General features: G+C 70.7%; 21 protein-coding genes. 10 read left to right on the top strand and 11 right to left on the bottom strand.

Annotated features, from left to right (window positions below; translation table 11 throughout):
- Window positions 1–70 precede the first annotated feature (70 nt).
- The 3 genes from BXA11_RS18880 to BXA11_RS18870 all read right to left on the bottom strand — a co-directional run bounded on the left by BXA11_RS18880 (window position 71) and on the right by BXA11_RS18870 (window position 4303).
- Window positions 71–1000, bottom strand: coding sequence for a CPBP family intramembrane glutamic endopeptidase (locus BXA11_RS18880; protein WP_076436218.1), 930 nt, complete (start codon window positions 998–1000; stop codon window positions 71–73).
- A 251-nt stretch (window positions 1001–1251) separates the two neighbouring features.
- Window positions 1252–3330, bottom strand: coding sequence for a glycosyltransferase family protein (locus BXA11_RS18875; protein ID WP_030507706.1), 2079 nt, complete (start codon window positions 3328–3330; stop codon window positions 1252–1254).
- 67 nt (window positions 3331–3397) lie between these two features.
- Window positions 3398–4303: a LysR family transcriptional regulator gene (locus BXA11_RS18870; protein ID WP_076436216.1), complete on the bottom strand. Its 906-nt coding sequence runs from the start codon at window positions 4301–4303 to the stop codon at window positions 3398–3400.
- Between the two features lie 126 nt (window positions 4304–4429).
- On the opposite strand from BXA11_RS18870, the gene BXA11_RS18865 reads away from it, so the two are divergent.
- Window positions 4430–4831, top strand: a complete 402-nt coding sequence (locus tag BXA11_RS18865) for a carboxymuconolactone decarboxylase family protein (RefSeq protein ID WP_030507708.1) — start codon at window positions 4430–4432, stop codon at window positions 4829–4831.
- A 3-nt stretch (window positions 4832–4834) separates the two neighbouring features.
- On the opposite strand, the gene wecB is transcribed toward BXA11_RS18865, so the two are convergent.
- Window positions 4835–5962 carry a non-hydrolyzing UDP-N-acetylglucosamine 2-epimerase gene (gene wecB, locus BXA11_RS18860; RefSeq protein WP_076436214.1) on the bottom strand — a complete coding sequence of 376 codons (1128 nt, stop codon included), beginning with the start codon at window positions 5960–5962 and terminating at the stop codon, window positions 4835–4837.
- A gap of 98 nt (window positions 5963–6060) precedes the next feature.
- Here wecB and BXA11_RS18855 point away from each other — a divergent pair, with 98 nt between their 5' ends.
- The 7 genes from BXA11_RS18855 (at window position 6061) to BXA11_RS18825 (ending at window position 15319) form a co-directional block, all read left to right on the top strand.
- Window positions 6061–7728: a glycosyltransferase family 4 protein gene (locus BXA11_RS18855; RefSeq protein WP_076436212.1), complete on the top strand. Its 1668-nt coding sequence runs from the start codon at window positions 6061–6063 to the stop codon at window positions 7726–7728.
- A gap of 110 nt (window positions 7729–7838) precedes the next feature.
- Entirely contained in the window at window positions 7839–9101 is a 1263-nt protein-coding gene (locus BXA11_RS18850; RefSeq protein ID WP_030507711.1) for a nucleotide sugar dehydrogenase, read from the top strand.
- 14 nt (window positions 9102–9115) lie between these two features.
- A complete protein-coding gene (locus tag BXA11_RS18845; protein WP_204053539.1) occupies window positions 9116–10204 on the top strand; it encodes a glycosyltransferase in 1089 nt (362 codons plus the stop codon).
- Window positions 10205–10332: 128 nt separating this feature from the next.
- Window positions 10333–12159: a DUF4434 domain-containing protein gene (locus tag BXA11_RS18840; RefSeq protein WP_076436210.1), complete on the top strand. Its 1827-nt coding sequence runs from the start codon at window positions 10333–10335 to the stop codon at window positions 12157–12159.
- Between the two features lie 246 nt (window positions 12160–12405).
- Window positions 12406–12993, top strand: a complete 588-nt coding sequence (locus BXA11_RS18835) for a hypothetical protein (RefSeq protein ID WP_076436207.1) — start codon at window positions 12406–12408, stop codon at window positions 12991–12993.
- A 268-nt stretch (window positions 12994–13261) separates the two neighbouring features.
- A complete protein-coding gene (locus tag BXA11_RS18830) occupies window positions 13262–13918 on the top strand; it encodes an NUDIX hydrolase (RefSeq protein WP_076436365.1) in 657 nt (218 codons plus the stop codon).
- A gap of 156 nt (window positions 13919–14074) precedes the next feature.
- Entirely contained in the window at window positions 14075–15319 is a 1245-nt protein-coding gene (locus BXA11_RS18825; protein WP_076436205.1) for an acyltransferase family protein, read from the top strand.
- Here BXA11_RS18825 and BXA11_RS18820 read toward each other — a convergent pair.
- Window positions 15298–16125, bottom strand: a complete 828-nt coding sequence (locus BXA11_RS18820) for a polysaccharide deacetylase family protein (RefSeq protein ID WP_143734390.1) — start codon at window positions 16123–16125, stop codon at window positions 15298–15300. The two genes, BXA11_RS18825 and BXA11_RS18820, sit on opposite strands and share 22 nt — an antisense overlap.
- Before the next feature lie 165 nt (window positions 16126–16290).
- Between BXA11_RS18820 and BXA11_RS18815 the strand changes: the two genes are divergently transcribed.
- Window positions 16291–16767, top strand: coding sequence for a hypothetical protein (locus tag BXA11_RS18815; RefSeq protein ID WP_076436202.1), 477 nt, complete (start codon window positions 16291–16293; stop codon window positions 16765–16767).
- Window positions 16768–16842: 75 nt separating this feature from the next.
- Entirely contained in the window at window positions 16843–17907 is a 1065-nt protein-coding gene (hisC, locus tag BXA11_RS18810) for a histidinol-phosphate transaminase (protein ID WP_076436200.1), read from the top strand.
- Here the strand turns inward: hisC and BXA11_RS18805 are convergent.
- The 6 genes from BXA11_RS18805 to purD all read right to left on the bottom strand — a co-directional run bounded on the left by BXA11_RS18805 (window position 17904) and on the right by purD (window position 24784).
- Window positions 17904–18353: a Clp protease N-terminal domain-containing protein gene (locus BXA11_RS18805; protein WP_076436198.1), complete on the bottom strand. Its 450-nt coding sequence runs from the start codon at window positions 18351–18353 to the stop codon at window positions 17904–17906. The two genes, hisC and BXA11_RS18805, sit on opposite strands and share 4 nt — an antisense overlap.
- Window positions 18354–18644: 291 nt before the next feature.
- Entirely contained in the window at window positions 18645–19607 is a 963-nt protein-coding gene (locus BXA11_RS18800; protein ID WP_051761643.1) for an EamA family transporter, read from the bottom strand.
- A 36-nt stretch (window positions 19608–19643) separates the two neighbouring features.
- Window positions 19644–20888: a transcriptional regulator gene (locus tag BXA11_RS18795; RefSeq protein WP_159454805.1), complete on the bottom strand. Its 1245-nt coding sequence runs from the start codon at window positions 20886–20888 to the stop codon at window positions 19644–19646.
- Window positions 20889–21150: 262 nt separating this feature from the next.
- On the bottom strand, window positions 21151–22428 hold the full coding sequence (murA, locus tag BXA11_RS18790; RefSeq protein ID WP_030507723.1) for a UDP-N-acetylglucosamine 1-carboxyvinyltransferase: 1278 nt from the start codon (window positions 22426–22428) through the stop codon (window positions 21151–21153).
- 174 nt (window positions 22429–22602) lie between these two features.
- Window positions 22603–23451, bottom strand: coding sequence for a phosphoribosylaminoimidazolesuccinocarboxamide synthase (locus tag BXA11_RS18785; protein WP_239104882.1), 849 nt, complete (start codon window positions 23449–23451; stop codon window positions 22603–22605).
- A 91-nt stretch (window positions 23452–23542) separates the two neighbouring features.
- Entirely contained in the window at window positions 23543–24784 is a 1242-nt protein-coding gene (gene purD / locus BXA11_RS18780; protein WP_030507725.1) for a phosphoribosylamine--glycine ligase, read from the bottom strand.
- Window positions 24785–25133 lie beyond the last annotated feature (349 nt).

Raw genomic sequence — 25133 nt, 5'->3', positions numbered from 1 at the left:
CGAGCTTAGAGTCTTCGCGCGGCGTGTGGGCCTGTGTCCCTCTCGGCGTCCGGGCTCCCGGCGCGCTGGTTCAGCACTGCGGGGCGAGCTCCGGCGCGGACTCCTCCGCCGGGCGGTAGCCGAGGCGTCCACGGGTCGCGATGAGCACCAGGATCGCCGCCGTGGTGGCCGCGAGCAGCGTGACGTGGCTCGCGTGCTCGGGGGTGTCGAGCGACGGGAACATGTCCGAGTAGACGATCGACATGAAGTTGTTGACGCTGACGTGCAGCAGCATGATCAGCGGCAGGCTCTGGCCGGTGCGGTTGAACACCCAGGTGACGACCACGCTGAAGAGGGAGGCGAAGGCGATGAACTCGCCGACCCTCATCCAGGTGACGTCCGGCCACCCGCCCCACTGGCTCAGGAACAGCGGCAGGTGCCAGACACCCCACAGCGGGCCGAGGATGACGGTCGCGCCCAGCGGGCCGAACCTCCGCTGCATGCGGGGCAGGGCGAAGTCACGCCAGCCGGGCTCTTCCGCGAGACCGGTGGTGACCATCTGGAGCAGCAGGCCGGGCACGTAGGCGACCAGAGCGGCGACGGACGGCATGTGGACGTTCTCGCCGGAGAGCGCGTACCCGGTGACGACGAGGGCGGCGGGGACGCCGAGGGCGGCCGTGACGTACCAGGCCCAGCCGACTCGCCACTTGGTCATCCGCCGGACCCATCGGCGGACGCCTTCCCTGCCGTCCGCGACCCTGGTCACGATGTACGCGGCGAAGATGGGGCCGAGGTACGCGCCGGGGAGAACGCCGGAGAACTGGGATGTCCCGAGCACGGAGGGGAACTCGAAGTCCCAGACCCCCAGGCCGTTGTCCGAGAGCACGTAGGGTGACCAGACCGCCCAGCTCATGAGGTTGGCCAGGGCGAAGAAGGCGACCAGCGGGCGGCGGCGGATGAAGCCCCGGATCCCGGTCTCGCTCGTGTGGTGCCCGGCCCGCGGCCGGCTGTCGACTGCCATTTCACTCTCTCCTGCGGGAGCGCTCGACTGACAGTGCTCAGCACACCAGCCGCCGGCCCGCTCGGTCGCTCCCGCGTGCTGCCCAATGGAGGTACAGCCAGGGGTACCAGGGCGGGAACGGGCAGGTCGGAGCGTCGGACAGGCGACGTCGGAAGGGCGCAGGGAGACCGGGAGGGCCGTGGGCAGAGCGAAAAGGAGGCCGTCCAGAGCCGTGACGAGCCCTGGACGGCCTCCTCCCACAGGAGCGCCGGTCAGATGAGGACGTGCGCCTCGGGGTTGCCGGCGAAGCAGAACTGCGCGTTGCGGGTCAGCTTGTAGTCCGCCGCCTGCCAGGTGTGGGCGGTGGCGTCCGAGCCGCGCATGTAGATGAAGTTGTACCGGTCGGCCGAGTAGATCCGGACGCCCTCCTCCTTGCAGCGCCGCACGAGACGGGTGTCCTCGCCCGCGTTGACCGGCTCGAACGGGAACGCCCGCAGCAGGTCGGCGCTGGCCAGGATCGTCGCCCCCTGGATGAGGTGGGCGTAGCGGTGCTCCAGCCCGGGCAGGCGGAAGATCGTGACGTCCTGGTCGGGGAAGTACGTGTAGTGCGCGCCCTTGCCGACCATCTCGGCGTCGGCGTAGTCGAAGGAGCGGACCAGGTCCGACAGGTAGTGCTCGCCGTAGATGTTGTCGTCGTCCATCTTGGAGATCAGCTCGCCCTCGGCGTGGGCGATGCCGTGGTTGAGCACCTCGCCCAGCGTCCAGGAGGGGTCGGCGGTCAGCACCTTCACGGCCGGGATGCCCGCCGCGAGGGCCTTGTCGCGCACGACCGCCGGGTCCTCCGACAGGCCGTGCATGACCAGCACGAGCTCCAGGTTGCGGTGCCGCTGCCGCGCCACCTGGCTGATCGCGTGTTCGAGCTGGCCGGCCCGGTTGGTCGGCAGCACCACGGAGATCGACCGCGACCGGGAGACGACCGGGAGGCCGAGGTCGCCGAGGATCTGGTCGACGCGGTGGGAGAACAGGTGCTTGTCGAACACCTCGCGCATCGCCAGGTGGCCCTGGCGAGCCCGCAGCTCGGGGCTGTTGATCAGGTAGATCGCCCGGTTGTACGCCTCCTCCTGGGAGTGCGCGACCGGGATGAGCGGGCCGAACGTCTCCTCGATGGCCCGCGACCACCCCGACAGCACCGTGGTCGAGCAGGCCGACAGCTCGAAGACCCGGCGCGCGCACATGGTCGGCGAGTCGATCACCGAGTTCACGTTCAGGAAGACCTTGTACATCTTGTACGCGGCCAGCATCTGCTCGTACGGCAGCTCGCCGACGATGTGGGGGCGATACTCCTCGGGCCAGGCGTACTTGTCGGCCACCGAGGCGTTCCTGGCGTAGATGTGCAGGCCGAGCGGGCGCACGGGCGCGAGGATCGTCTCCATCTGCTCGCGCCGCTCGGGGTGCTTGTCGCGGAAGTACATCCCCGCGAAGACCACGTCGTACGGCCGGCCCATCTTGGTCTGGATCGGGTTGTGGATCCGGGGCTGGGCGGCGAACTGCAGCACGCCGACACGGTCATGACCCAGCATCTCGCGATATTTCGGGATCATGTCGCCGTCGCACGTGTACACGTAGTCGAACAGCTTGGCCGTGTCGATGAAGAAGTCGAAGTTGGGCGGGTCCTCCTTGTTCCAGAAGACCGTGGGGATGCCCTCCTCGCGGCACCAGGCGATCAGGTCGCGCAGCTCCTGCTTGGGCGCGTTGGTCCCGGTCATCTGGTAGCGCCAGCGGCCCTGGTTGCCGTGCCAGGCCGACTCGCAGAACAGCATCTCCGGCCGCTTCTCGGCGAAGATCTCCCGCCAGTCCTGCAGCCCGAACTCGATCTGGTCCCACTCGTACTTGAAGGCCATGCGGGAGAAGTCGTCGAGGATGACCGCGACGGGCATGTCCGGCCGTACGACCGGGCCGTCCGGCCACCTGAGGCCCGGGATCTTGACCTCGGGGCCCCGTGTCTCGGCGGCGGCGGCGACCTCGATCGCGGAGGGCGGCGCCTTCGGCGCCTTCTTGCCGTCCTTCATCGCCTTGCTGAGATCGCGGGGCAGCCGGACGATCTTCTTCGGCTTCGCCGCGTTCGTCAGCACCTGCGCGACGCGGTAGGGCTTCTGGGTCTGGGTGGCCTGCAGCCGCCAGAGGGCGTAGTCGGCGCGGGCCTCCTGGTAGGCGAGCCGGTTCTCCAGGTCGCGGATCCGCTGCTCGTACTGCTCGACGTGCTTGCGCTCCTCGGGCAGCCAGTTCACCGGCCCCAGCCGCTGGAAACGGGGCTCTTCAGGAGTCTCAGGAGTCTCGTCGCTCTCAGCCATGCCTCTCCCCCTTACGGACAAGCCATCGTAAAGGGGCTGCAGGGACCTTTGTGCCGATATAGGGGTTTCAATGGACCGGTCTGGCGGGATCGCTCGTGGCGAGGGTGGCCAGCACCGAGCGGAAGCGCTCGAGGAGGGGATTCGCGTCCTTCGCCCGCCAGACCATGTGGAGGGTCGTGGAGGTGCCCTCCAGCGGGCGGGCGCGGACGCCGACGCGGCGGAGCGCGCGATGGGAGTCCGACATCACGGCCGCGCCGAAACCGGCCGCGACCAGCGCCAGCACCGTCTGCACGCTCCGGCCCTCCGCGCCGATGCGGGGTGTCACGCCGGCGTGGTCGCACAATGCGATGATCTCGTCGTAGGAGTGCGGGGAGACCTCCCGCGGCCACACGACGAGCGGCACCTGGCCGAGCGCGGTCAGCGGCGCGGCGCCGGCCTCATGCGCCAGCGGATGCGCCGCGGGCAGGAACAGGCTGAGCGGCTCGCGCCACCAGGAGCGCGCCACCAGACGCGGGTCGCGGGCGGGCAGACGCTGGACGGCGATGTCGAAGCGGCCGTCGAGGACGCCGCCGGACATCTCGGCGTCGTTGAAGCTCTCCACCAGGCGCAGCTCGACGCGGGGCATCTCCCGGCGCAACCGGCCGAGCGCGCCGCCCAGCGGGCCGTTGATCCCCGAGCCGGCGAACGTCACCGTCAGCCGTCCGGCCAGCCCCTCGGCCGCCAGCCGGACGTCGTCCAGCGCGGCCCGCGCCTCGGCGAGGACCGTGGTGGCCCGGGCCACCAGCGCACGGCCCGCCGGCGTCGGGACCATCCCCCTGCCCTCGCGTTCGAACAGCGGCGTCCCCAGCCGCCGTTCCAGCTCGTGCACCTGCCGGCTGAGCGTCGGCTGCGTCAGGTGCAGGCGCCGCGCCGCCGCGCTGATGCTCCCCTCCTCGCAGATCGCCACCACGTACTCGAGCAGTCTCAGGTTCATCCATACCTCCGAGGCATAGGAGATGCAGATTCCCACGCCTGCCGAGCGGGACAGGACGCGGGAGGGGCGAGGCTGGTCGCAGCCGGGACGCCGACCAGGCGGCCCGGACCGACCGGATGGAGAACCATGAACCGCGAAGAGCGCTACGAATACGGCCTCAAGGTGCTGAACGAGGTCGACGGCGAGGCCGGGCAGCGCGTCGTCGCGTCCCTCGCCGACGTCTCGCCCGAGCTCGGCCACCAGGTGGTGGCGTGGGCGTTCGGCGACATGTACGCACGCCCCGAGCTGTCACCGCGGGACCGGCAGCTCGTCACCCTCGGCGTCCTGACGGCCCTCGGGGGCTGCGAGATCGAGCTCGACGTGCACCTCAACGCCGCGCTGAACGTGGGCCTCACCGCCACCGAGATCGCCGAGGCACTCCTGCACTCGGCGGTCTACGCGGGCATGCCGAGGGCGATCAACGCCACGCTGGTGGCGAAGAAGGTCTTCGCCGAGCGCGGCCTGCCCCCCGTCCAGAACCTGTCCTGACGCTTAGCGCAGGGCGCCCTTGGCGGCGGGGGAGAGGTTGTCGCCGCGGAGCCAGGCGTCGATGACGCGGGCGATCCGCGGCCCGGCCGCGCCGTCCCACAGCGGCGGCAGCTCGCCGCTCGGTGTGGCCGCGCCGTCCGCGAGCGCCTTGGACGCCGCGGCGGGCAGCGAGGCGGGGGTGACGAGCCGGTTGGTGCCGTGGGTCACGGTGATCGGCCGCTCGGTGTTGGGCCGGACGGTCAGGCAGGGGACGCCCAGCATGGTCGTCTCCTCCTGGACGCCGCCGGAGTCGGTCACCACCAGGGCGGCGCCCCGCACCAGGGACAGGAAGTCCACGTAGCCCAGCGGGTCCACGATCTTCAGATTCGGCCGGTCCACGAGCCCGGCCTCCGCCAGCCGCTGCCGGCCGCGGGGGTGCAGGGGCACGACGACCGGCACCTGCTCGGCCACCCCGAGCACGGCGTCGACCAGTTCGCGGGCGGCCTCCGGGTCGTCCACGTTGGCCGGGCGGTGCAGCGTCGCCACCGCGTAGCCGCCGTCGATCCCCAGACGCTCCTGGACCGGCGCCGGGTCGAGCTTCGGCAGCGCGGCGAACAGGCTGTCGATCATGGGGTTGCCGACGAGGTGCACCTTCGCCGGGTTCACGCCCTCGTTGGCGAGGTGTGACAGCGCCTCGGGCGAGGTGGCGAACAGCAGGTCGGACAGCGCGTCGGTGACGACCCGGTTGACCTCCTCCGGCATCTCCCGGTCGAAGGAGCGCAGGCCCGCCTCGACGTGCGCGGTCGGCACGTGCAACTTGGCGCAGACGAGGATCGCCGCGAGCGTCGAGTTCACGTCGCCGTACACCACCACGAGCGCCGGGCGGTGTTCGAGCACGACGTCCTCCAGCCCCGTGAGCAGGGCGGCCGTCTGCCGGGCGTGGGTGCCGCTGCCGACGCCGAGGTTGGCGATCGGCTCGGGCAGCCCCAGGTCGGCGAAGAACACGTCCGACATCAGCGCGTCGTAGTGCTGGCCGGTGTGGATGATGCCCTGCCGGACCCCGAGCTCGGCCAGCCCCCTGACGACCGGGGCCGCCTTGACGAAGTTCGGCCGGGCGCCCAGTACGTGCAGGACGAGGGGGTTGTCTCTCATCTGCCTCGCCTTTCGTCTCTGGTCGTGCTCACAAGCCGTGCCCTGCTGCGCGTTTTCGCACTCCCTGGCACAAACGTTGCCTATGGTACGGTCGCGCCGTGGAAACCGAGGCCAACAAGCCCGCAAAGGTGGTGTCCGCCGCGTCCGCGAAGGCCGGCCTCGGCGGCTTCCTCCGGGGGTTCGCGAGGAACCCGGTCCTCGTCTCCCGGATCTTCGTGAGCAAGGTCAAGTCCGACCCGATGCGGGTCGCCCAGGCCGCCGCCGACGCGATACCTCCCGGGGTGCGCCCGGTCGTCGGACGCGTCGCCTGGCCCGCGGCCCGGTTCGTCAAGGTCAGGACCCGCAAGATCCTGCAGCGCGCGGCCAAGGGCCCGCTGCGGGACGCCAAGGCGCACTTCGAGGCCGGCCGGATGTCGGACGCGGTCCGGGTGCTCCAGCCGCAGTCCCGGTGGCCGTTCGTCCGCCGGAGGATGGCCTACTACGAGGGTGAGAAGGCCGCGCTCGGACCGAACCCGATCCCGCCCAAGCCGAAGATCATCATGGGTGAGCGGGTGGCCGGCCGGGTGCTGCACATGGTCACCAACGCCCTGCCGTACACGCAGGCGGGGTACACCGTGCGCACCCACCGCATCGTCACCGCCCAGAAGGCGGCGGGGCTCGACCCCCACGTCGTGACGAGCTGGGGCTGGCCCATGCTCCAGGGGCACACCGACGCCGAGCCGTACGAGGAGATCGACGGGATCCCCTACTACCGGCTGCTGCCCAAGGGCGAGATGCCGTTCGAGAGCCAGGGGCGGATGATCCGCGGCGCCGCGGACGTCTCCGAGCTGGTCAGGACCCTGCGTCCGCAGGTCCTGCACGCGGCGACCGACCACCGTAACGGCTCCGTCGCGCTCGCGGTGCGCGAGCGGACGAACACGCCCTTCGTGTACGAGGTGCGCGGCTTCCTGGAGGAGACCTGGGTCTCCCGGGACCCGGCCAGGGTCGGCAGCGAGCGGCACACGCTGCAGCGTGAGCGCGAGGCGCAGATCATGCGCGAGGCCGACGCGGTCGTGACGCTCGCCGAGACGATGGCGGCCGAGATCGTGGAGCGCGGCGTGCCCAGGGAGCGCATCTTCCTCGCGCCCAACGCCGTGGACGACGCCCTGCTGACGGCCGACTACGACGGCGAGGCGTTCCGCGACCGGTTCGGGATCGGGCGCGACGAGATCGTCGTGGGCTCGGTGTCGAGCATCGTCGCCTACGAGGGATTCGCCACATTGCTGAGCGCCGCCGCGCTGCTGCGCGACGCCGGAACGCCGGTGAAGGTCCTGCTGGTCGGGGACGGCGCCGAGCGGCCCGCGCTGCTCGAACAGGTCGACCGGCTCGGCCTGAAGGAGGCGATCCTGCCCGGCCGGGTGGGCCCGGACGAGGCGTTGCAGGCCCAGGCGGCCATCGACATCTTCGTCTGCCCGCGTGAGGACCTGCGTGTGTGCCGCCTCGTCACCCCGCTGAAGCCGGTCGAGGCGATGGCGCTGGGCAAGCCGGTCGTGCTGAGCGACCTGCCCGCGCTGTCGGAACTCGTCGGCGGCGAGGGGGCCGGACTGCTGGTGCCGCCCGGCGATCCGGCCGCGCTGGCCAAGGCGCTCGCCGCGCTGAGCGACGATCCGGAACGCCGCCGGATCATGGGCGAGGCGGGCAAGGCCGAGGTCGCCGCGCACCGGACCTGGAGCAGCCTGGCCCGCACGTACCAAGGGATCTACCAGTCCTTGACCGAAAACCGATAAACAGCAGAAAGTCGGATGTGTTGCATCAGGCATGCTTGGTTCCGAGTTGAGATAGCCTTTGCCACCATGAAGTGTTGTTTCCGCCCCCAGGTTCCCCCAAAGGCCTCGTCGTGACAGCCTTCGATCTCACGATCATCGGGCTGGGATACGTGGGCATGCCGCTGGCCAAAGAGGCCACGGCAGCGGGCCTGCGGGTGGCTGGTCTGGACGTCGACCCCCGCAAGGTCGAGGCCCTGAACGCCGGCCGCTCCTACATCGACGACCTGACCGACGCCGACCTCGACGCGATGCTCACCGCCGGCTTCACGGCCACGCTGGACGCGTCGGTGCTGTCGCGGTCGAGCACGATCGTCATCTGCGTTCCGACGCCGCTGGACGAGGACCACCGTCCGGATCTGTCGGCCGTCGAGGGCGCCACTCGGGCCGTCGCAGAGCATCTTCAGGCGGGCACGCTCGTCGTGCTGGAGTCCACCACGTGGCCCGGCACCACGGACGAGCTGGCGCGGCCGATCCTGGAGCAGTCCGGCCTGGTGGCCGGCAAGGACTTCCACCTGGCGTTCTCGCCGGAGCGGATCGACCCGGGCAACCCCAAGTTCGGCCTGCGCAACACCCCCAAGGTCGTCGGCGGCTACACCTCCGCCTGCAAGGAGCGGGCCGCGGCCTTCTACGCGCAGTTCGTCGAGCGGGTCGTGCCGGTCAGCGGCACCCGCGAGGCGGAGATGGCCAAGCTGCTGGAGAACACCTACCGCCACGTCAACATCGCCCTCGTCAACGAGATGGCGATCTTCTGCGACGAGCTCGGCGTGAACCTGTGGGAGGCCATCGAGGCCGCCTCCACCAAGCCGTTCGGCTTCCAGAAGTTCCTGCCGGGCCCCGGCGTCGGCGGGCACTGCATCCCCGTCGACCCGTCGTACCTGTCCTACACGGTGCGCAAGCTCGGCTACCCCTTCCGGTTCGTCGAACTGGCCCAGGAGATCAACGAGCGGATGCCGTCGTACGTGGTGGCCCGCGTGCAGCGGCTGCTCAACCGGGCCCGCAAGGCCGTGAACGGCTCGCGCGTGCTGCTCCTCGGCGTGACGTACAAGCCGGACATCGCCGACGAGCGGGAGACGCCGGCCATCCCCGTGGCCGAGGCGCTCCTGGAACTGGGCGCCGAGCTGTCCTTCTGCGACCCGTACGTGAAGGAGTGGTCGGTCGAGGGCAGACAGATCCCCCGCGAGGAGGACCTGGCCGAGGCCGTGGCCGCCGCCGACGTGGTGGTCCTGCTCCAGCAGCACTCGATCTTCGACCTCGACGTCGTGGAGGAGCGAGCCCCTCTCGTCCTGGACACTCGCGGCGTGCTGGCCACGAGCGAACGCGTCGAGCGGTTGTAGGAAGGGTTTCGCGCGTGCACGTGCTCGTCATGACGGTGGTGCATCACCCCGAGGACGCCCGGATCCTGCACCGGCAGATCCGGGCACTCGTCGACGCCGGTCATGAGGTCACGTACGCCGCGCCGTACACCGCGCGGGGAGTCGTGCCGCGTTCGTGGGTGACGGGTGTGGACCTGCCCAGGGCCGCCGAGCGACGCCGCCTGGCCGCGGTGCGGGCCGCCCGCAAGCTTTTCAAGAGCATGCGGGGCAAGGTCGACCTGGCCCTCATCCACGACCCCGAGCTGCTGCTTGCGGTCGCCGGGGTGCGCCGTCGTCCGCCGGTCGTCTGGGACGTCCACGAGGACACCCCCGCGACGCTGTCGCTCAAGCCGTGGCTGCCGGCGTTCCTGCGCCCGCCGATGCGCTTCCTCGCCCGGCTCCTCGAAACCACCGCCGAGCGCCGGCTGCACCTGCTGCTGGCCGAGGCCGCGTACGCGGGCCGGTTCAAGCAGCAGCACCTCGTGGTGCCGAACGAGACATGGGTACCCGACCGGGTCAGCCCGCCCGGCGACGACCGCGTCGTCTACCTCGGCTGGCTGTCGGAGGCCCGGGGCGTCCAGGAGGCCGTCGAGGTGGCCCGGCTGCTCCAGCCGCACCGCGTGGCCGTGGAGCTCATCGGCTACGCCGACCCGCAGAGCCGCCCCCTGCTGAACGAGGCCGTCGCCCAGGGCCTGCTGGAATGGCGCGACTTCATGCCGAACGACGAGGCGCTCAAGCGGCTCGACGGTGCGCTCGCCGGGCTCTCGCTGCTGCACGACGAGCCCAACTACCGCCACTCGATGCCTACGAAGATCGTCGAGTACATGGCGCACGGCATCCCGGTCATCACCACTCCCTCGCCGCGGGCCGTGGAGCTCGTGGAGCGCTACCAGTGCGGCCTGGTCGTCCCCTGGCAGGACGCTCAGGCGGTGGCGCGGGCGGCGCTCCAGCTCAGGGACAACCCCTTCGAGCGGATCGGCACCGGTGGACGCGGCTACGCCGCGGCGCGGGCGAACCACCACTGGCCCAACTCCGCACGCCGGTTCGTCACCCAGTTAGAGGCATGGGCCGGCGTCAAGAGCTGATCAGGCGAGAGCTGAACGCGCGGTGAACACTGCCGCAGGCGGCCCATGAGGCCGGCCCGGCGGCGAGAACATCCGGGTAGGCTGGGCGCGGCAAGATCATTTGAACGACGGGCGGTAGTGTCCTGAAAGTGCGCTGGCTCACTCTGATCCTGGGTGTGGCGATCCTCGCCGGCGTCGCATCAGTGGTGATCGTCCTTCGTGACGGAGGCACCGGCTCCGGCACCGCCAGCGCCGGGCAGACCGCCCCGTCGACTCCCATGGTCGGGTCGCCGACGCACAGCGTGTTCACCGACCCGTGCGGGACGTTCGAGACCGCGGCGACCACGCCGTACGCCGTGAGCGGCTACTGGCTGATCCCGACCTCCGACCCCTGCACCTGGCGCCGTCAGCTGGAGGCCATCCACCGCCTCGGCGGGGACACCGTCGTGCGCCTCGGCTTCGGCCTGTCGCCGCGCGAGACCGACGACGACGGCCAGGTCCTGGAGGCCTCGACTCCCGAGGGCAAGGATCCCAAGCCCGACGCCAGGTACGCCCGCTGCGTCGAGAACGGGCTGCCGTGCGTGAAGCAGGCGGAGAAGGAGCTCCAGGCGGCCAACGCGGGCAACCGCATCACGAGGACGTACGTCTACCGCACCGACGAGCGGTTCGGCCCCGGCATCTTCCGCTGTCCCCAGATGGAGCACGAGATCGTGGTGGGGGACGACGTCTTCTTCCGGCTCGTCGCGCCCGAGGACGGCTCGGACGACCCCACCTGCGACTTCACCCGCGAGGGGCGCGGCTACCACCTGATCCTCGTCTCGGCGGGCGCCAGGGACAGCCTCAGCGAGCTGCTCGACCTCGGCGACCGGTTCGGCATCAAGGTCTTCCCCGCCCTGCCGCTCGCCCCGCGCGACCCCGAGGAGTCCACCCGGGCCGACCCCCGTCACATCGGCACGCTGACCACGCTGACCCGGCGGGTCCTGCAGGACTACGGCGACCGCTTCAAGGGCCGCGAGTCGCTGGGCGGCGTCTACCAGCCGTTCGAGTTGCAGCTGCGGGACTGGCCCGACCCGAGCAAGGTCCAGACGCTCCAGGTGTACGCCGAGCAGCACCTGATCGTCGAACAGGAACTGCCGGACAAACCGATCCTGGTGAGCCCGTACATCGACAGCCGAAGGCGGGTGAAGTACACCTCCACGCCCAGCCAGGTGGCCCAGGGCTTCAAGGAACTCGCGCGCACCGGGGTCGAGATCATCGCGCCGCAGGACGGCCGGGGCACGGGCAAGGTCGGCCTGTTCTGGCCCAACTGGAAGAACAAGCCGGTGGACGACAGCCTCAAACCGGTCGTCGGGGAGAGCACGTACGCCACGGCCTACTACGGCAGCACCCGCGACTACTACCGCGCGATGTCGCTGGCCCGCCAGGAGCTGGTCCAGGAGGGCGTCCAGGTGGAGCTGTGGGCCAACGTCGAGGCGTTCGAGCCGTCCACCTCGACGGAGAACTGCGGCCGTCAGGGCACGCGCGGGCGCACGGACAAGCCCAGGCTGGACACGCAGGTGACGCTCGCCGCGCCGTACGTGTCGAAGATCATTTCTTACATGTGGAGCGACTTCTTCACCTGCGGCTCGCCCTCGCTGTCAGAGGAGATCGCGGCGGACTGGGACCGCCCGATCCCGATCGAGGCGCAGCGGCGCGCGCGGCAGATCCAGGACGGCATGGAGATCCGCGGCTACCACCTCGGCACCGCCAAGGTCACCCTGAGCTGGCCGGGCCTGGACACGCCGCGGGTCGTCGACTCGGCCACGGTCGGCTGGCACGACACCACCCCGATCCAGGGGCTGCCGGCGGGCACGGAGAAGATCTGGATCCCGGTGGACTGGGCCACGGTCCCCGACGACGTCTGGATACGAGTGGAGGTCACCTCCGCCGACGGCAGGAAGTCCGCCGAACCGGTCTACTACCACAACACCGGCTGACCCCCGCCGAGCCGGTCTGCCCCCGGCCCTGCCCCGCGTCATGAGCACGGCATGGCAATGTCCGCGCAAGGAACGGACAATGCCGCGGCGGGGTGTCCGTGTGGCCCGCGCCGCCCGCTGATCTCCTTTGCCTGCGCCGCCGCCAGTGGATCTCGCTGTGGAGGCGGCGCGACGGCCGGCCCGTCCACGCCGGTTCCGAGATGCCCGCCGCATCAGGGCATCCGACGATCGACAAGGAGACCGCACATGAACCGACTTCGTCACCTCCTGCCCGCAGGTTTCGCGGCGGGCGCGCTGGTGGCCGCGATGGCCCTGGCCGCCCCGGCCGCGACCGCCGCCCAGGCCGCGAGCGGACGTGCGAACGTCGTCACCGCGCTCGACTACAACAGCACGGGCTGGACCTACCGCCAGGTGCCCGCCACGACCCAGGTGCCGGGCTTCGCCGAGCGGGGATTCGACGACAGCTCCTGGCCGCAGGGGCAGGCGGGCTTCGGCACCACCAACGGGACCTGCTCGTGGAACAACCAGACCGACGTCAGGACCCAGTGGGCGGTCGGCACCGACATCCTGGTGCGCCATTGGCTGCACCTGCCGCGCGACGCACAGGCGGTGCGCATCCAGGGCACGGTGGACAACGACGCGCAGGTCTACTTCAACGGCCACCTCGTGCAGAGCGTCAAGAGCGGCAAGTGCGCCGCCGGGGCGATCGACGTCGTGGTGCCCGCGGCCGACCTCGACTGCTGCAACCTTCTCGCCGTACGCGGCCATGACGCCGGCGTGGCGGCCTACCTGAACCTCCGGGTGACCTACGTCAAGCCTGGGCAGTCGCGCTGACGTTCCGTGCTGTGCGTCGCCCGGCATCGGCCGCGCTGTCCTGGCTGCGCTGTGCCGGTTGCGCTGTGCCGGTTGCGCTGTGCCGGTTGCGCTGTGCCGGCCGGGCTGTCCCGGCCGGGCTGTGCCGGTCGCATGATGCCGGGCGACGTTCCGGGGACACGAGACCCGGTTACGGGGATGTGATGTGGTGGTGAAGCTCTCGCGCGGAGCCGGACCGGCGCAGTCAGGACGGTCCGAGCCGCGGCCCGCGTCCTGTAGCGTGCTGGGCATGATCCCGCGCATCCCCGTCAGCGTGGATCTGGTCGTGCTCACCGTCAGGTCCCAGCAGCTCAGCGCCCTCGTCTGGCGGCGCGACCGGCCGCCGTACGAGGGCCGGTGGGCGCTTTCCGGCGGGTTCATCAAGCTGGAGGAGGACCTTCCCGCCGCCGCGGCCCGCGTGCTGGCGGAACGGGCCGGCCTTCCCGGGGCGCCGGTCCACCTGGAGCAGCTTCAGACCTACGGCTATCCGGACCGCGACCCGCGCCAGCGGGTCGTCAGCGTGGCCTATTTGGGCCTCGCCCCCGACCTGCCCGCGTCCACCGAGGCCCACATGAGCTGGCAGCCGGTGGCCGAGCTGACGGAGATGGCCTTCGACCATCGCAGGATCATGCTCGACGGCGTGGAGCGGGCCAGGGCCAAGCTCGAATACACCTCGCTCGGCGCCGCCTTCTGCCCGCCCGAGTTCACCGTGGCGGAGCTGCGCCGCGTCTACGAGATCGTCTGGGGACGTCCGCTCGACCCGCGAAACTTTCACCGGAAGGTCACCAAGACGGAGGGCTTCCTCGTGCCCACCGGGCGCACCACGACCCGGGACGGCGGCCGTCCCGCCATGCTCTACCGCCGGGGCCCCGCCGTGCTGCTGCACCCGCCCATGCTGCGTACCTGACCGGCCGAGCCCGGCGGGACGGCCGGCATGCGCGACAGGCGGGTCTGGCCGGGCCGGCCTGCCCCATTTCTTCCTGTGACGCGGGAGGCGCACGCTACGCACCCATGCTGGGTGAATGCCCCGACTCACAGGAAACTTTCAGGATATATTCCGGCCATGCTGGCTGCGGCCCCGCGCATCACCGATGCGCCGGCCATTCCTCCCGGACCGTCCCGGCTGCGCGTGCTCGACCTGCTGCGGTTCTGCGCGGCTCTCGGCGTCGTCCTCTTCCACTTCGGCGAGACGCGCGCCTGGGGCACGCCCAACGCCTTCCCCGCGCTGAGCATGGTGACCGTCTTCGGCGTCTACGGCGTGCGCCTGTTCTTCCTGATCAGCGGATTCGTGATCCTGATGAGCGCCTGGGGCCGCACGCCTGGCCACTTCGCGGCGTCGCGGATCGCCCGGCTGTTCCCGGCGTACTGGGCGAGCGTGCTCGTCCTGGGCGGTCTGGCCCTCGGCGGGCTGGTCACCGACCACCGGCCGAGCCTCCCCGAGCTGCTGGCCAACGTGACGATGCTCCAGCACGGCTTCGGCGTACGCGACCTGGAGATCGTCTACTGGACCCTGTGGCAGGAGCTGGTCTTCTACGCCCTCATCGCCTGCCTCGCGGCCGTGGGGATCACCTACCGCAGGTGCCTGGCGTTCATGGGGGCGTGGGTGCTGCTGCTGGCGGTCGCCGACCGGGTGAACGCCGACCTGCTGCAGGCGGTGCTCGTGCCGTTCGGCGCGCCGTATTTCATCGCGGGGATGGCCCTCTTCCTCGTCCACCGCTTCGGCGGGTCGCTGTTCCCCTGGCTGTTCGTGGGCGTGGGCTGGAGCCTGGGGCTCTATACGGCGCTGAGCGAGGAACCACTGGCGGTCCGGAGATTCGGGCAGGCGCTGGGCTCGGCGCTCGTGGCCGGCGTGATCTCGCTGATCTTCCTGGTGATGATCCTCGTGGCGGTCGGCGCCTTCGACCGGATCGCCTGGCGGTGGCTCACCGTCCTCGGCGCCCTGACCTACCCGCTCTACCTCTTCCACCACCACGTCGGGTTCCTGCTCATCCAGTGGCTCCACCCGGTGCTGGGCAGCCGCCTCACGCTCCCGCTGGCCGTCGCCGCGGTGCTCGTGGTCGCGTACGGCGTGCACCGGCTGGTCGAGCGGCCCCTGCAGCCCCGGATGCGCGCGGCCCTCGACCGCTCGCTCGCGGCTGACGCCGGCCGCGTCCCCCCGGCGGAGACGGCGGCCGTCTCTCCCGTGTCCTCGATGCCCGCGCCGGTGTCTGCGCCGGTTTCTGCGCCGGTTTCTGCGGCGGTCTCCCCGCCGGCGCCGTACGTGGAGAAGACGACGCCGGGAGCCTCCTACCTGCCGCGGGGCGGGTAGACCTCGCCGGGGCGCAGCGTGCGGCCCTGCAGCAGGGTCGTCAGCGTGACGAACTTGTAGTGCTGCTTCTCCAGCGCGGTGAGCACGCCGGGCATGGCCTTGACCGTCTCGGGGACGATGTCGTGCAGCAGGATCACGCCGTTGCGCTTGGCCAGCTTCAGTGTGCGCTTGGCGATCACCTTGGTGTCGCGGGCCTGCCAGTCGAGCGTGGACCCCGTCCACAGGATCTGCGGCAGCCCCAGATCGGACATGAGGCCCGCGACCCTGGAGTTGGTCGCGCCGTTGGGCGGGCGCATGTAGTCCGGCATCCTGCCGATCGTCTTGTTGATGATGTTCGAGGTGCTGGAGACCTCTTCGAACACCTCACCGTCCGACAGGGTGGTGAGCGAGGGGTGGTTCCAGGTGTGGTTGCCGATATCGTGCCCCTCCTCGTGGATCCGCCGGGTGAGCTCGGGACGGTTGGCGACCTTCCGGCCGAGGAGGAAGAAGGTGGCCTTCGCCTTGTGCTTCTTCAGCGTGTCGAGCAGCGCCGGGGTGTAGGGCCAGGGGCCGTCGTCGAAGGTGAGGGCGATGCACTTGTATCGGGCGCAGTAGGGCGTGCCCTTCTTCCGCGCCGTGGCAGGGGTTGCGGCCTTCGCGGCTGTGGCCTTCGCGGTCGTGGCCTCCGCCCCGGCGGTCACGGTCTTCGCGGTCACGGCCGTCGCCTGGGCGGCCGCGGCGGTCGCGGGTCCGGCCGCGGTGGGGACGACGCACACGCCGGCCGCCGCGCAGGCGCCGGCCATCACGAATCTCGCTTTCCGCCACATGCCGCTGGATCTTAGTGAAACCCCGATGAGATGGTCATCGGAACGGCGGACCCCGGCCCGACCAGGCGACGGCGGTAGGCGAAGGGCGCGGTACAGCGCGCGTCAAGGGCTTTGAAAGCGCCCCGGGACACACTGCCGGCAACGAAGAGGAAAGGACCCCCAGCCATGACCCTCACCCGCTCCCTCGCAGGCGTCACCCTCGCGGCCGGCATACTGGCCCTCGCTCCGCTCGCCACCGCGACGGCCGCCCATGCCGCCACCGCCAAGTCCTGGGGCCCCTACTACGCCGGCGGGTCGAAGGCCAAGGTCAGCGGCTCGCTGATCGCCGCGGCCAAGAACGACCCGAGCCTGCCCGCGCCGTACGTGAAGGTCTCGGGCAAGGCCACCAGCCTGACCCACAAGTCGTCCACCTGTGGCTGGGCCCTGTTCCGCGTCAGCTACTTCGACGCCGCCAACAAGCCGCACCTGGCATACCGCAACTACCGCACCTGCTCGTACGGCGCGAAGAAGACCTTCGCCTTCACCGTCAAGAACGTCGGCGAGGTCGAGCTCAAGGTCTGCTCCGAGGCCAAGGCCGCCAAGCCGTCCCTCAACTGCCAGTACGCCGGCACCTGGAAGACGCTCTACGCCTACTACAAGTAGGCCCGGGGCCGGAGGGTCATCCACAGGGGGTGTGCGGGGTGCCCCCCGACCAGGCGGATCTCCTATCGTTAGGGCATGCCTCGATTCCGCTCGATCCTCGACACCGTGCCGGCCTACAAGCCGGGCAAGGCCGTGGTCTCCCCGGACGGCCGGTCCTACAAGCTGTCCTCCAACGAGAGCCCCTTCGGACCCCTGCCGTCGGTGGTAGAGGCGATCGCGCGGGCGGCCACGGAGGTCCACCGCTATCCCGATCCCGGAGCGGTCCGGCTGACCGAGACGCTCGCCGAGCGGTTCGGCGTGCCGTACGACCACATCGCGCTGGGCGCCGGATCGGTCGCGGTCGCCCAGCAGATCCTCGAGGCGGTCGGCGAGCCCGGCGCCGACGTGATGTACGCCTGGCGCTCGTTCGAGGCATACCCGTTGCTGGTCGGCCTCTCGGGCGCCAACGCGGTCGAGGTGCCGCTGCGCGACGAGACGCACGACCTCGACGCCATGGCCGCCGCCATCACGCCGGAGACGCGCCTGGTCTTCGTGTGCAACCCCAACAACCCGACCGGCACGGTGAACCGGGCCGACGAGCTCACGCGCTTCCTCGATCGCGTGCCCGAGAACGTCCTCGTCGTCCTCGACGAGGCCTACCGGGAGTACGTCAGGGACGCGGACGTGCCGGACGGCCTCACGTTCTACCGCGAGCGCCCCAACGTCGCCGTCCTGCGCACGTTCTCCAAGGCGTACGGGCTGGCGGGGCTGCGGGCCGGCTACCTGATCGGGCCCGAGCCGGTGGCCGCGGCGGTCCGCAAGACGCTGCTGCCCTTCGCGGTCAACCACCTCGCCCAGGCGGCCGCGATCGCGTCGCTGCAGGCAGAGGACGAGCTGCAGGAGCGGGTCGAGACCGTGATCAAGGAGCGCACCCGGGTCAGGGAGGCGCTGCTGTCGCAGGGCTGGACCGTCCCGCCCACCGAGGCCAACTTCGTCTGGCTGCGCCTCGGCGAGCGCACGATGGAGTTCGCCGCGAAGTGCGCGGCCGTCGGCGTCGCCGTGCGCCCGTTCGACGGGGAGGGGGCCCGGATCTCCATCGGCGACCGCGAGGCCAACGACGTCTTCCTCGCCGCCGCCGAGGCGTTCCGGCAGGCGTCCTAGCCGGCCGGGTAGTACTGCCGGACGAGCTCCTCCGTGGCCCGCGCCACCCTGTCGTTGTCGAGTCCGCACGCGACCAGGATCTGAGCCGCCACGCTCCCGCGATCGCGGAGGAGCGCGAGCAGGATGTGCTCGGTGCCGATGCGGTCGTGGCCGCGCTGCGCCGACTCCTGGTTCGACGACTGGAGGACCGCGCCGGCGGCCGCGGTGTACGGCAGGAACTCCGGCGGGGCGGACTGGCCGTGGCCGACGATCTCCTTGACCCGGAGGCGCACATCCTCGAGGCTCAGGCCCAGGCTCGTGAGAACCTGGGCCGCCAGGCCACCGCCCTCACGGAGCAGGCCGAGGAGGATGTGCTCGGTGTCTATGGAGCCGTGACCGAGCGTCCGGGCCTCGTTCTGGGACAGGATGACGACCTGTCGCGCTCGATCGGTGAACTTCTCGAACATCCCGCGGTTCCTCGCATAAGCAGTGTCAGTGAACCCTTCCGGGTCCTGTCATGATCCGGTTGCGGCTGTGACGTTAGTGGACTTCTGTCTATTTCGCAGTCGGCCCCCATCGGGGCGCCCGCTCCGGCCTCCGTGGGGCGCTTTCGCATTTCTCGTGCGAATACCGCGGGATGATCGGCAGATCGCAGCGAAATCAGGTGCCTTATTCGGTCATGGCCTCGAATTGCCGATTTCGCCCTCGTGCTTCATCGAGCCGGATCGGTCTCATGGGTTCATCGAGCCGGATCGGTCTCACGGTTCGGAGGCCGGCTGGGACGCCGTGACGCGTCCGGCTCCCGCGGCGGTCTCCTCTTCCGGCGGCGTCGCGGGCCGGCCGCGGCGTTCGGTGGAGACGACCAGCGCGACCCCCACGACGATCAGGGCTCCCGCCACGAGCATGGCCGCGGTGACCGGTTCCGCCAGGACCGCCATCCCGAGGAGCACCGCCACCACCGGGTTCACGTACGCGTAGGTGGACACGAGTGAGATCGGCGCGTGGCCGAGCAGCCAGATGTACGACGTGAAGCCGACCAGCGAGCCCACCAGCACCAGGTAGGCCAGGGCTGTCCACGACTGCCAGCTCACCGTGGCGAGGTGCAGCCGCTCGCCCTGCACGAGGCCCATGACCAGCAGGGCGACGCCGCCCACCGCCATCTCGACCGTGCTGGCCACGAAGGGGTTGGCCGGCATCGGGATCCGCGGGGAGAGAAACGAGCCCACCGACCACGACAGCGAGCCCAGCAGCACCACGGTGATGCCTGCCCCGCTGCCGGACGCGCCGCCGCCCCTGAGTGAGAGGAAGGCGACTCCGGCGAAGCCCACCAGCACGCCGGCGAACGTCAGCACGTGCGGCCGGTCCCTGAAGACCGTCCTGAGCACGATCAGCCACAGCGGGGTCGAGGCGACGAGCAGCGCGGCCAGGCCGCTGGAGATGTGCTGCTCGGCCACGGCGACCATGCCGTTGCCCCCGGCGAGGAGCAGGAGCCCGACGAGCGCGGCGCTCCCGAACTCCCTCCACCGCATGCGGAGCGGCACGGCCCTGACCAGCAGGACCGTGCCGAGAACCAGCGCCGCCGCGACGAAACGGAGTCCACCACTCGTCATAGGCGGAAGGGTCTGGATGGCGATCGCGATGCCGAGGTACGTCGAGCCCCACACCACGTACACGGCCGCCAGCGCCAGCCACACCCGTGCGTCATGACCGTTTCGTTCCATGGGTCATGACAATAGACCGTCGCTTCAGAGCGACGATTACCGGTTCAGCTTCTCCACGATCAGCCGGTAGAGCTGTCGCGGCCGGCCCGGCTGAGGGGTGCGGTTGGGCGGAAGCGGCCACGCGAGTCCCTCGTCAACCAGCGTGCGCAGCAACCGCCTGGCCGTGCGTGGAGTCACCCCGAGCATGCGCCCGGCGCCCTCCGCGTCCACGACCGTGTCCCCGCCCTCCAGCTTGGCGGCCAGGCGCGCCAGCACCTCGACCCCCTTGGGCTTGACCGGACCGCCCGGCTGGGGCGGCATCCGGGGCGGCGGCACCAGTGCGCGCCCCTCCCGGTCCACCGCGAAACCCTGCGGCTGCTTGCCGCCCTGGGTGCGGGCGAGCGCGCCCCTGGCGTGCGTCTCGGCCTCGTGCGTGGTGCGGCCCATCCCCACACCCACCTCGACCGCCAGGCCCAGCTCCTCGCGGATCCGCGCGGCGAACGGCAGCACCCGGAACCCGTCCGTGGCCGCCGCGATCGAGCCCTTGGTCGCCACCACGAGGTAGCTGTGGTCGTCGATCGGCCACACGCTCGCATTGATCCGATTGGCCTCCTGCACCAGCAGGCGGTGCAGCGACAGCCGCAGTTCGTCTCGCCAGTAGCGCGGCGCGGCCCGCCGTACGGGCTCGCGCAGCGTCGGCACCTCGACCAGCACGACCGTGAGCTGCGACTCCTCCAGCCGGTGGCGGGCGCCGAGCAGCGCCGCCGTGTGCAGTGCCGTACGGACGGCCGCGGAGGTCGGCCTGATCGGCACCACCGGCACGCCGGCGGCCGTCAGCCGGTCGGCCACGCCATGGACGCACGTGAGCGCGCCTGTCGTGGCCCCCTGGCGGAACAACCGCTCGTGGAAGGCCGTGATCGTGCCCACCGGGCCCGGCTCGTCACGGCTGTGCACCTCGCCGGAGGAGAGGTTGAGGTCCGTGTACGCCTCGTCGATGTCCGGCCGGCCGAGCACGTCGAGGCTCACCCGGCGTGGATCGATCCGCTCGTCCAGTGCGGCCCGTGCGATCGCCGCCACGAGTGCGGCCCCGCCGAGCTGCACGTGCGTGGCCGGCATCGTCAGCACGCCGGCCCGCCGGGCGAGCTCGAAAGGCACCGGACTCGCGAACAGGCACGCGTCCACACCCGGACCGAGCCGGGTCACCTTGTCCGCCGCCTCCTGCTCATCCCGGTACGCGGCGGCGACCAGCCGGCAGGGCACCGGGGCAGCCGAGTGCCCCATGAGCATCACCCGCTCGACCAGATCATGCGACCCCACCACGCCGATGGTGAGGTCGGGTGTCACCGTGCCCAGACGTGACCCGCGCGGAGTGTCTTCCGTGCGTTCGACCAATGTTCGTCCCATCCCACGTCGCCCTCGTTGTTGTGGCTTCTCTTTGGAACGATCGCTGGTTAAGGCCGTAATGTCACGCCCAGATTTACCGGAATACCATTCTGGGTGGTCTGGGCGGTTCCGTAAATCGGAAGATCCGCGCTGGTCAGGGCATTAGTAAAGGTTTCCGGACTCAGCCCTCGTCCGAAGTGGAAATTTCACGCACCACATCTGCGCCGAGTGCCTGCATACGCTGGGCGAGCGCGGCGTGCCCGCGGTCGATGAGATATCCGGACCCGATCGTGGTCTCGCCCTCCGCGGCGAGGCCGGCGAGCACGAGCGCGATTCCCGATCGCAGATCGTGGGCCGTCACGTCGGTGCCGTGCAGCGGCGTCGGACCGTGCACGACCGCCCGGCTGCCCTCGACCTCGACGTTCGCCCCCATCTTGTTCAGCTCGCCCGCGAGCGCGAAACGGCCGTCGAAGATGCGCTCGTGGATGTAGCTGGAGCCCTCCGCGAGGCAGGCCACGGTCATCAGCGGCGACTGCAGGTCGGTCGCGAAGCCGGGGTAGGTGTCGGTGATGACGTTGATCGGCCGCAGCGGGCGGTTGCGGCGAACCTGGAGCACCGCGCCGTGGTTCTCGAACTCGACGCCCATCTGCTCCAGCTTCCACCGGACCACGCCGAGGTGCTCGAGGGAGGCGCCGACCAGGCTGACCTCGCCTCCGGTGATCGCCGCGGCCATCGCGAACACGCCCGCGTCGAGCCGGTCGGGCATGACCGTGTGCTCCACCGCCGTCAGCTCGTCGACGCCCTCGACCGTGATGAAGCCCGTGCCTCCGCCGCGGATGCGCGCGCCCATCCGGGTCAGCATCGTGATGACGTCGAGCACCTCGGGTTCGAGGGCCGCGTTCTCGATGACGGTGGTGCCCCGCGCCAGCGAGGCCGCCATGATCAGGTTCTCCGTGCCGGTGTGCGACGGGGTGTCGAGGTACAGCGGGGCGCCGATCAGGCCGCCGGCCTTGATGTGGATGACGGCCTCGCCCTCGTCCACCATCGCGCCCAGGCGCTTGTAGCCCAGGTAGTGGAAGTCGAGATTGCGGCTGCCGAGGTTGCACCCGCCGATGCCCTCGATGATCGCCTCGCCGAGGCGGTGGAGCAGCGCGGGGACGAACAGCACCGACCCCCGGAACCGGCGGGCGATCTCCGCGGGCAGGACCGGGCTGGTCAGGCGGGAGGCGTCGATGACGAGCGTCCGCTCGCTCTCGTGGAACTCCACCTTCGCGCCCACGGCCTGAGCGAGCTCGACCGCCCGGCGAACGTCCTCGATGACGGGCACGTTGCGGAGCACCGTGCGGCCCTCGGCCGCGAGCAGCGCCGCCCCGATCATGGGCAGTACGGCGTTCTTCGCGCCCTGGATGAAGGCGGTTCCACGCAGTACGTTGCCACCGCGCACGCGGTAACGGACCATGAATTGCTCCTATTTCGGGGGAAGGATGGGGGACTCCCGTCAGCCGGCAGCCCGACGCGTCGGCGAGGACGATCGGCCTAGAGTAGCCGCTGTTCCAGGAGTTTCGGGGAGGAACTACCCCTAGAACGCAGGGGGGAACGAGTCACTTGAGACTACTTGCGTGACCTCTGTGACTCAGCCGCGGAAGCGCTCGCCGGTGAGCCGCTCGTACGCCTCGACGTAGCGGCTGCGGGTGCGCTCGACGATCTCGCCGGGCAGCGGCGGGGGCGCCTCGCCGGACGACCTGTCCCAGCCCGATTCGGGGGACAGCAGCCAGTCCCTGACGAACTGCTTGTCGAACGACGGCTGGGAGTGGCCCGGCTCCCACTGGTCCAGGGGCCAGAAGCGGGAGGAGTCGGGCGTCAGCACCTCGTCGCCCAGCGTCAGCACGCCGTCGGCGTCCCAGCCCAGCTCGATCTTCGTGTCGGCCAGGATGATGCCACGTTCCAAAGCGATCTCGGCCCCGCGGCTGTAGACGTCGAGGGTGATGCGGCGCAGCCGCTCGGCCACGTCCTCGCCCACCTCGGCCGCGACTTCCTCGTACGTCATGGGCTCGTCGTGCTCGCCCATCGGGGCCTTGGACGACGGCGTGAAGATCGGCTCGGGCAGCCGGGACCCGTCGGTGAGCCCCTCCGGGAGCGGTACGCCGGAGACGACGCCCTCTCTGCGGTAGTCCACCAGTCCTGAGCCGGTGAGGTAACCGCGTGCCACACACTCCACCGGCACCATCCGCAGTCTGCGGCACAGCACGCCGCGGCCGGCGAACTCCGCCGGGACGTCGGTCGAGACCACGTGGTTGGGGACCACGTCCTTGAGTTGCTCGAACCACCACAGGGACAGCCGGGTGAGGATCTCCCCCTTGTCGGGGATGCCGGGTTCGAGCACGTAGTCGAAGGCCGAGATGCGGTCGGAGGCGACCATCAGCAGCAGCCCGTCGGGGGTCTCGTAGAGGTCGCGTACCTTGCCGGAGTGCAGGTGCTTCACTCTTCCATCTTCCCAGCTCTCCACCGCGCATTGAGCAGGGGGAGAGCCCGCAGCCGCGCCTCGATACGCGGACATCACCGATCGTCGGGCGTCAGGAGGATGCGGCGGTCAGGGCGATGTCGGAGCGGTGGTGGGAGCCGCGCATCGTGATCTGCTCCAGCGCCTCGTAGGCCCGGGCCCTGGCCTGGGCGACGTCGGCGCCCGTTCCGACCACGTTGAGCACCCGGCCGCCGTTCGACACGACCCGGTTGGTCCCGTCGAGGGTCGTGCCCGCGTGCAGCGCGTACGCGCCCTCGACCGTCACCGGGAGCCCGGCGATCGGGTCGCCCTTCACCGGGTCGGCCGGGTAGTTCTCCGCGGCGAGCACCACGGTCACGGCGGCGCCGTCACGCCACCGCAGCGGCGGATGCCCGGCGAGCGTGCCGGTCGCGCACGCGAGCAGCAGCCCGGCCAGGGGGGTCTCCAGCCGGTCGAGCACGACCTGGGTCTCCGGGTCGCCGAACCGCGCGTTGAACTCGATCACCCGGGGGCCGTCCGCGGTCAGCGCCAGCCCGGCGTACAGCACACCCGTGTACGGCGTGCCGCGCCGCGCCATCTCGGCCACGGTCGGGCGCACGATCTCGGCCATCACCCGCTCGGACAGGTCCTCCGGCGCCCAGGGCAGCGGGGTGTAGGCCCCCATGCCGCCGGTGTTGGGGCCCTTGTCGCCGTCATAGGCCCGCTTGAAGTCCTGGGCCGGCTGCAGCGGCACCGCGTCCGTCCCGTCGCACAGGGCGAACAGCGACACCTCGGGGCCGTCGAGGTACTCCTCGATGACGACCCGCCCGCACGCCCTGGCGTGCTCCAGGGCCTCCTCGCGGCTGTCGGTCACGACCACGCCCTTGCCCGCGGCCAGGCCGTCGTCCTTCACGACGTACGGCGCGCCGAACGCGTCGAGCGCCGCCGCGGCCTCCTCCTGCGTGGTGCAGGTGTACGCGCGCGCGGTCGGCACCCCGGCGGCGGTCATCACGTCCTTCGCGAACGCCTTGGACCCCTCGACCCGCGCAGCCTCAGCCGACGGGCCGAAGCAGGCGATCCCGGCGGCCCTGACGGCGTCGGCGACTCCGGCGACCAGCGGCGCCTCGGGGCCGATCACGACGAGGTCGGCGCCGAGGCGCTCGGCGAGCGCGGTCACGGCCGCCCCGTCGGTCGGCGTGACCTGGTGCAGGGTGGCCACTTCGGCGATTCCGGCGTTGCCGGGGGCGCAGTGGACCTCTACGACGGCGGGGTCGAGCCGCAGGGCCCGGCACAGAGCGTGCTCACGACCCCCGGAACCGATGACAAGTACGCGCACCCGACCATTGTCGCAGTGTTTGCCTGTCACACCTCCGGCGCGGTTTGTCTGCCGCTTCCCGCGCGGCGCCGTGCTCGTCGCGACGGCACCGTGCTCCTTGTGACGGCACCGTGCTCGTCACGACGGCTCGGGCATGCCCGGGCGGAGCGGTTGGGCGGAGCGGTTTGGGCGGGGATACACATCGATGGCCAGTTTGCTCGGGCTGTTTTTGGCAAGAAGTGCATGATCGACGGCACTTGACGCGGGTACCCTGGAACAGGTGTCCAACGGCTGTGTGGTAGGTTAGACAGGCTTCGCGCTGTCTCGTGGCGATTGGAGGTGGTCTGGGATGAATTCTGGTGATCCCGTC

Origin of the sequence: Microbispora rosea (assembly GCF_900156315.1) — a bacterium.
Classification (GTDB): domain Bacteria; phylum Actinomycetota; class Actinomycetes; order Streptosporangiales; family Streptosporangiaceae; genus Microbispora; species Microbispora rosea.
Note: the sequence above shows the minus strand (reverse complement) of the source record. Positions and strands in the feature narration are given on the sequence as shown.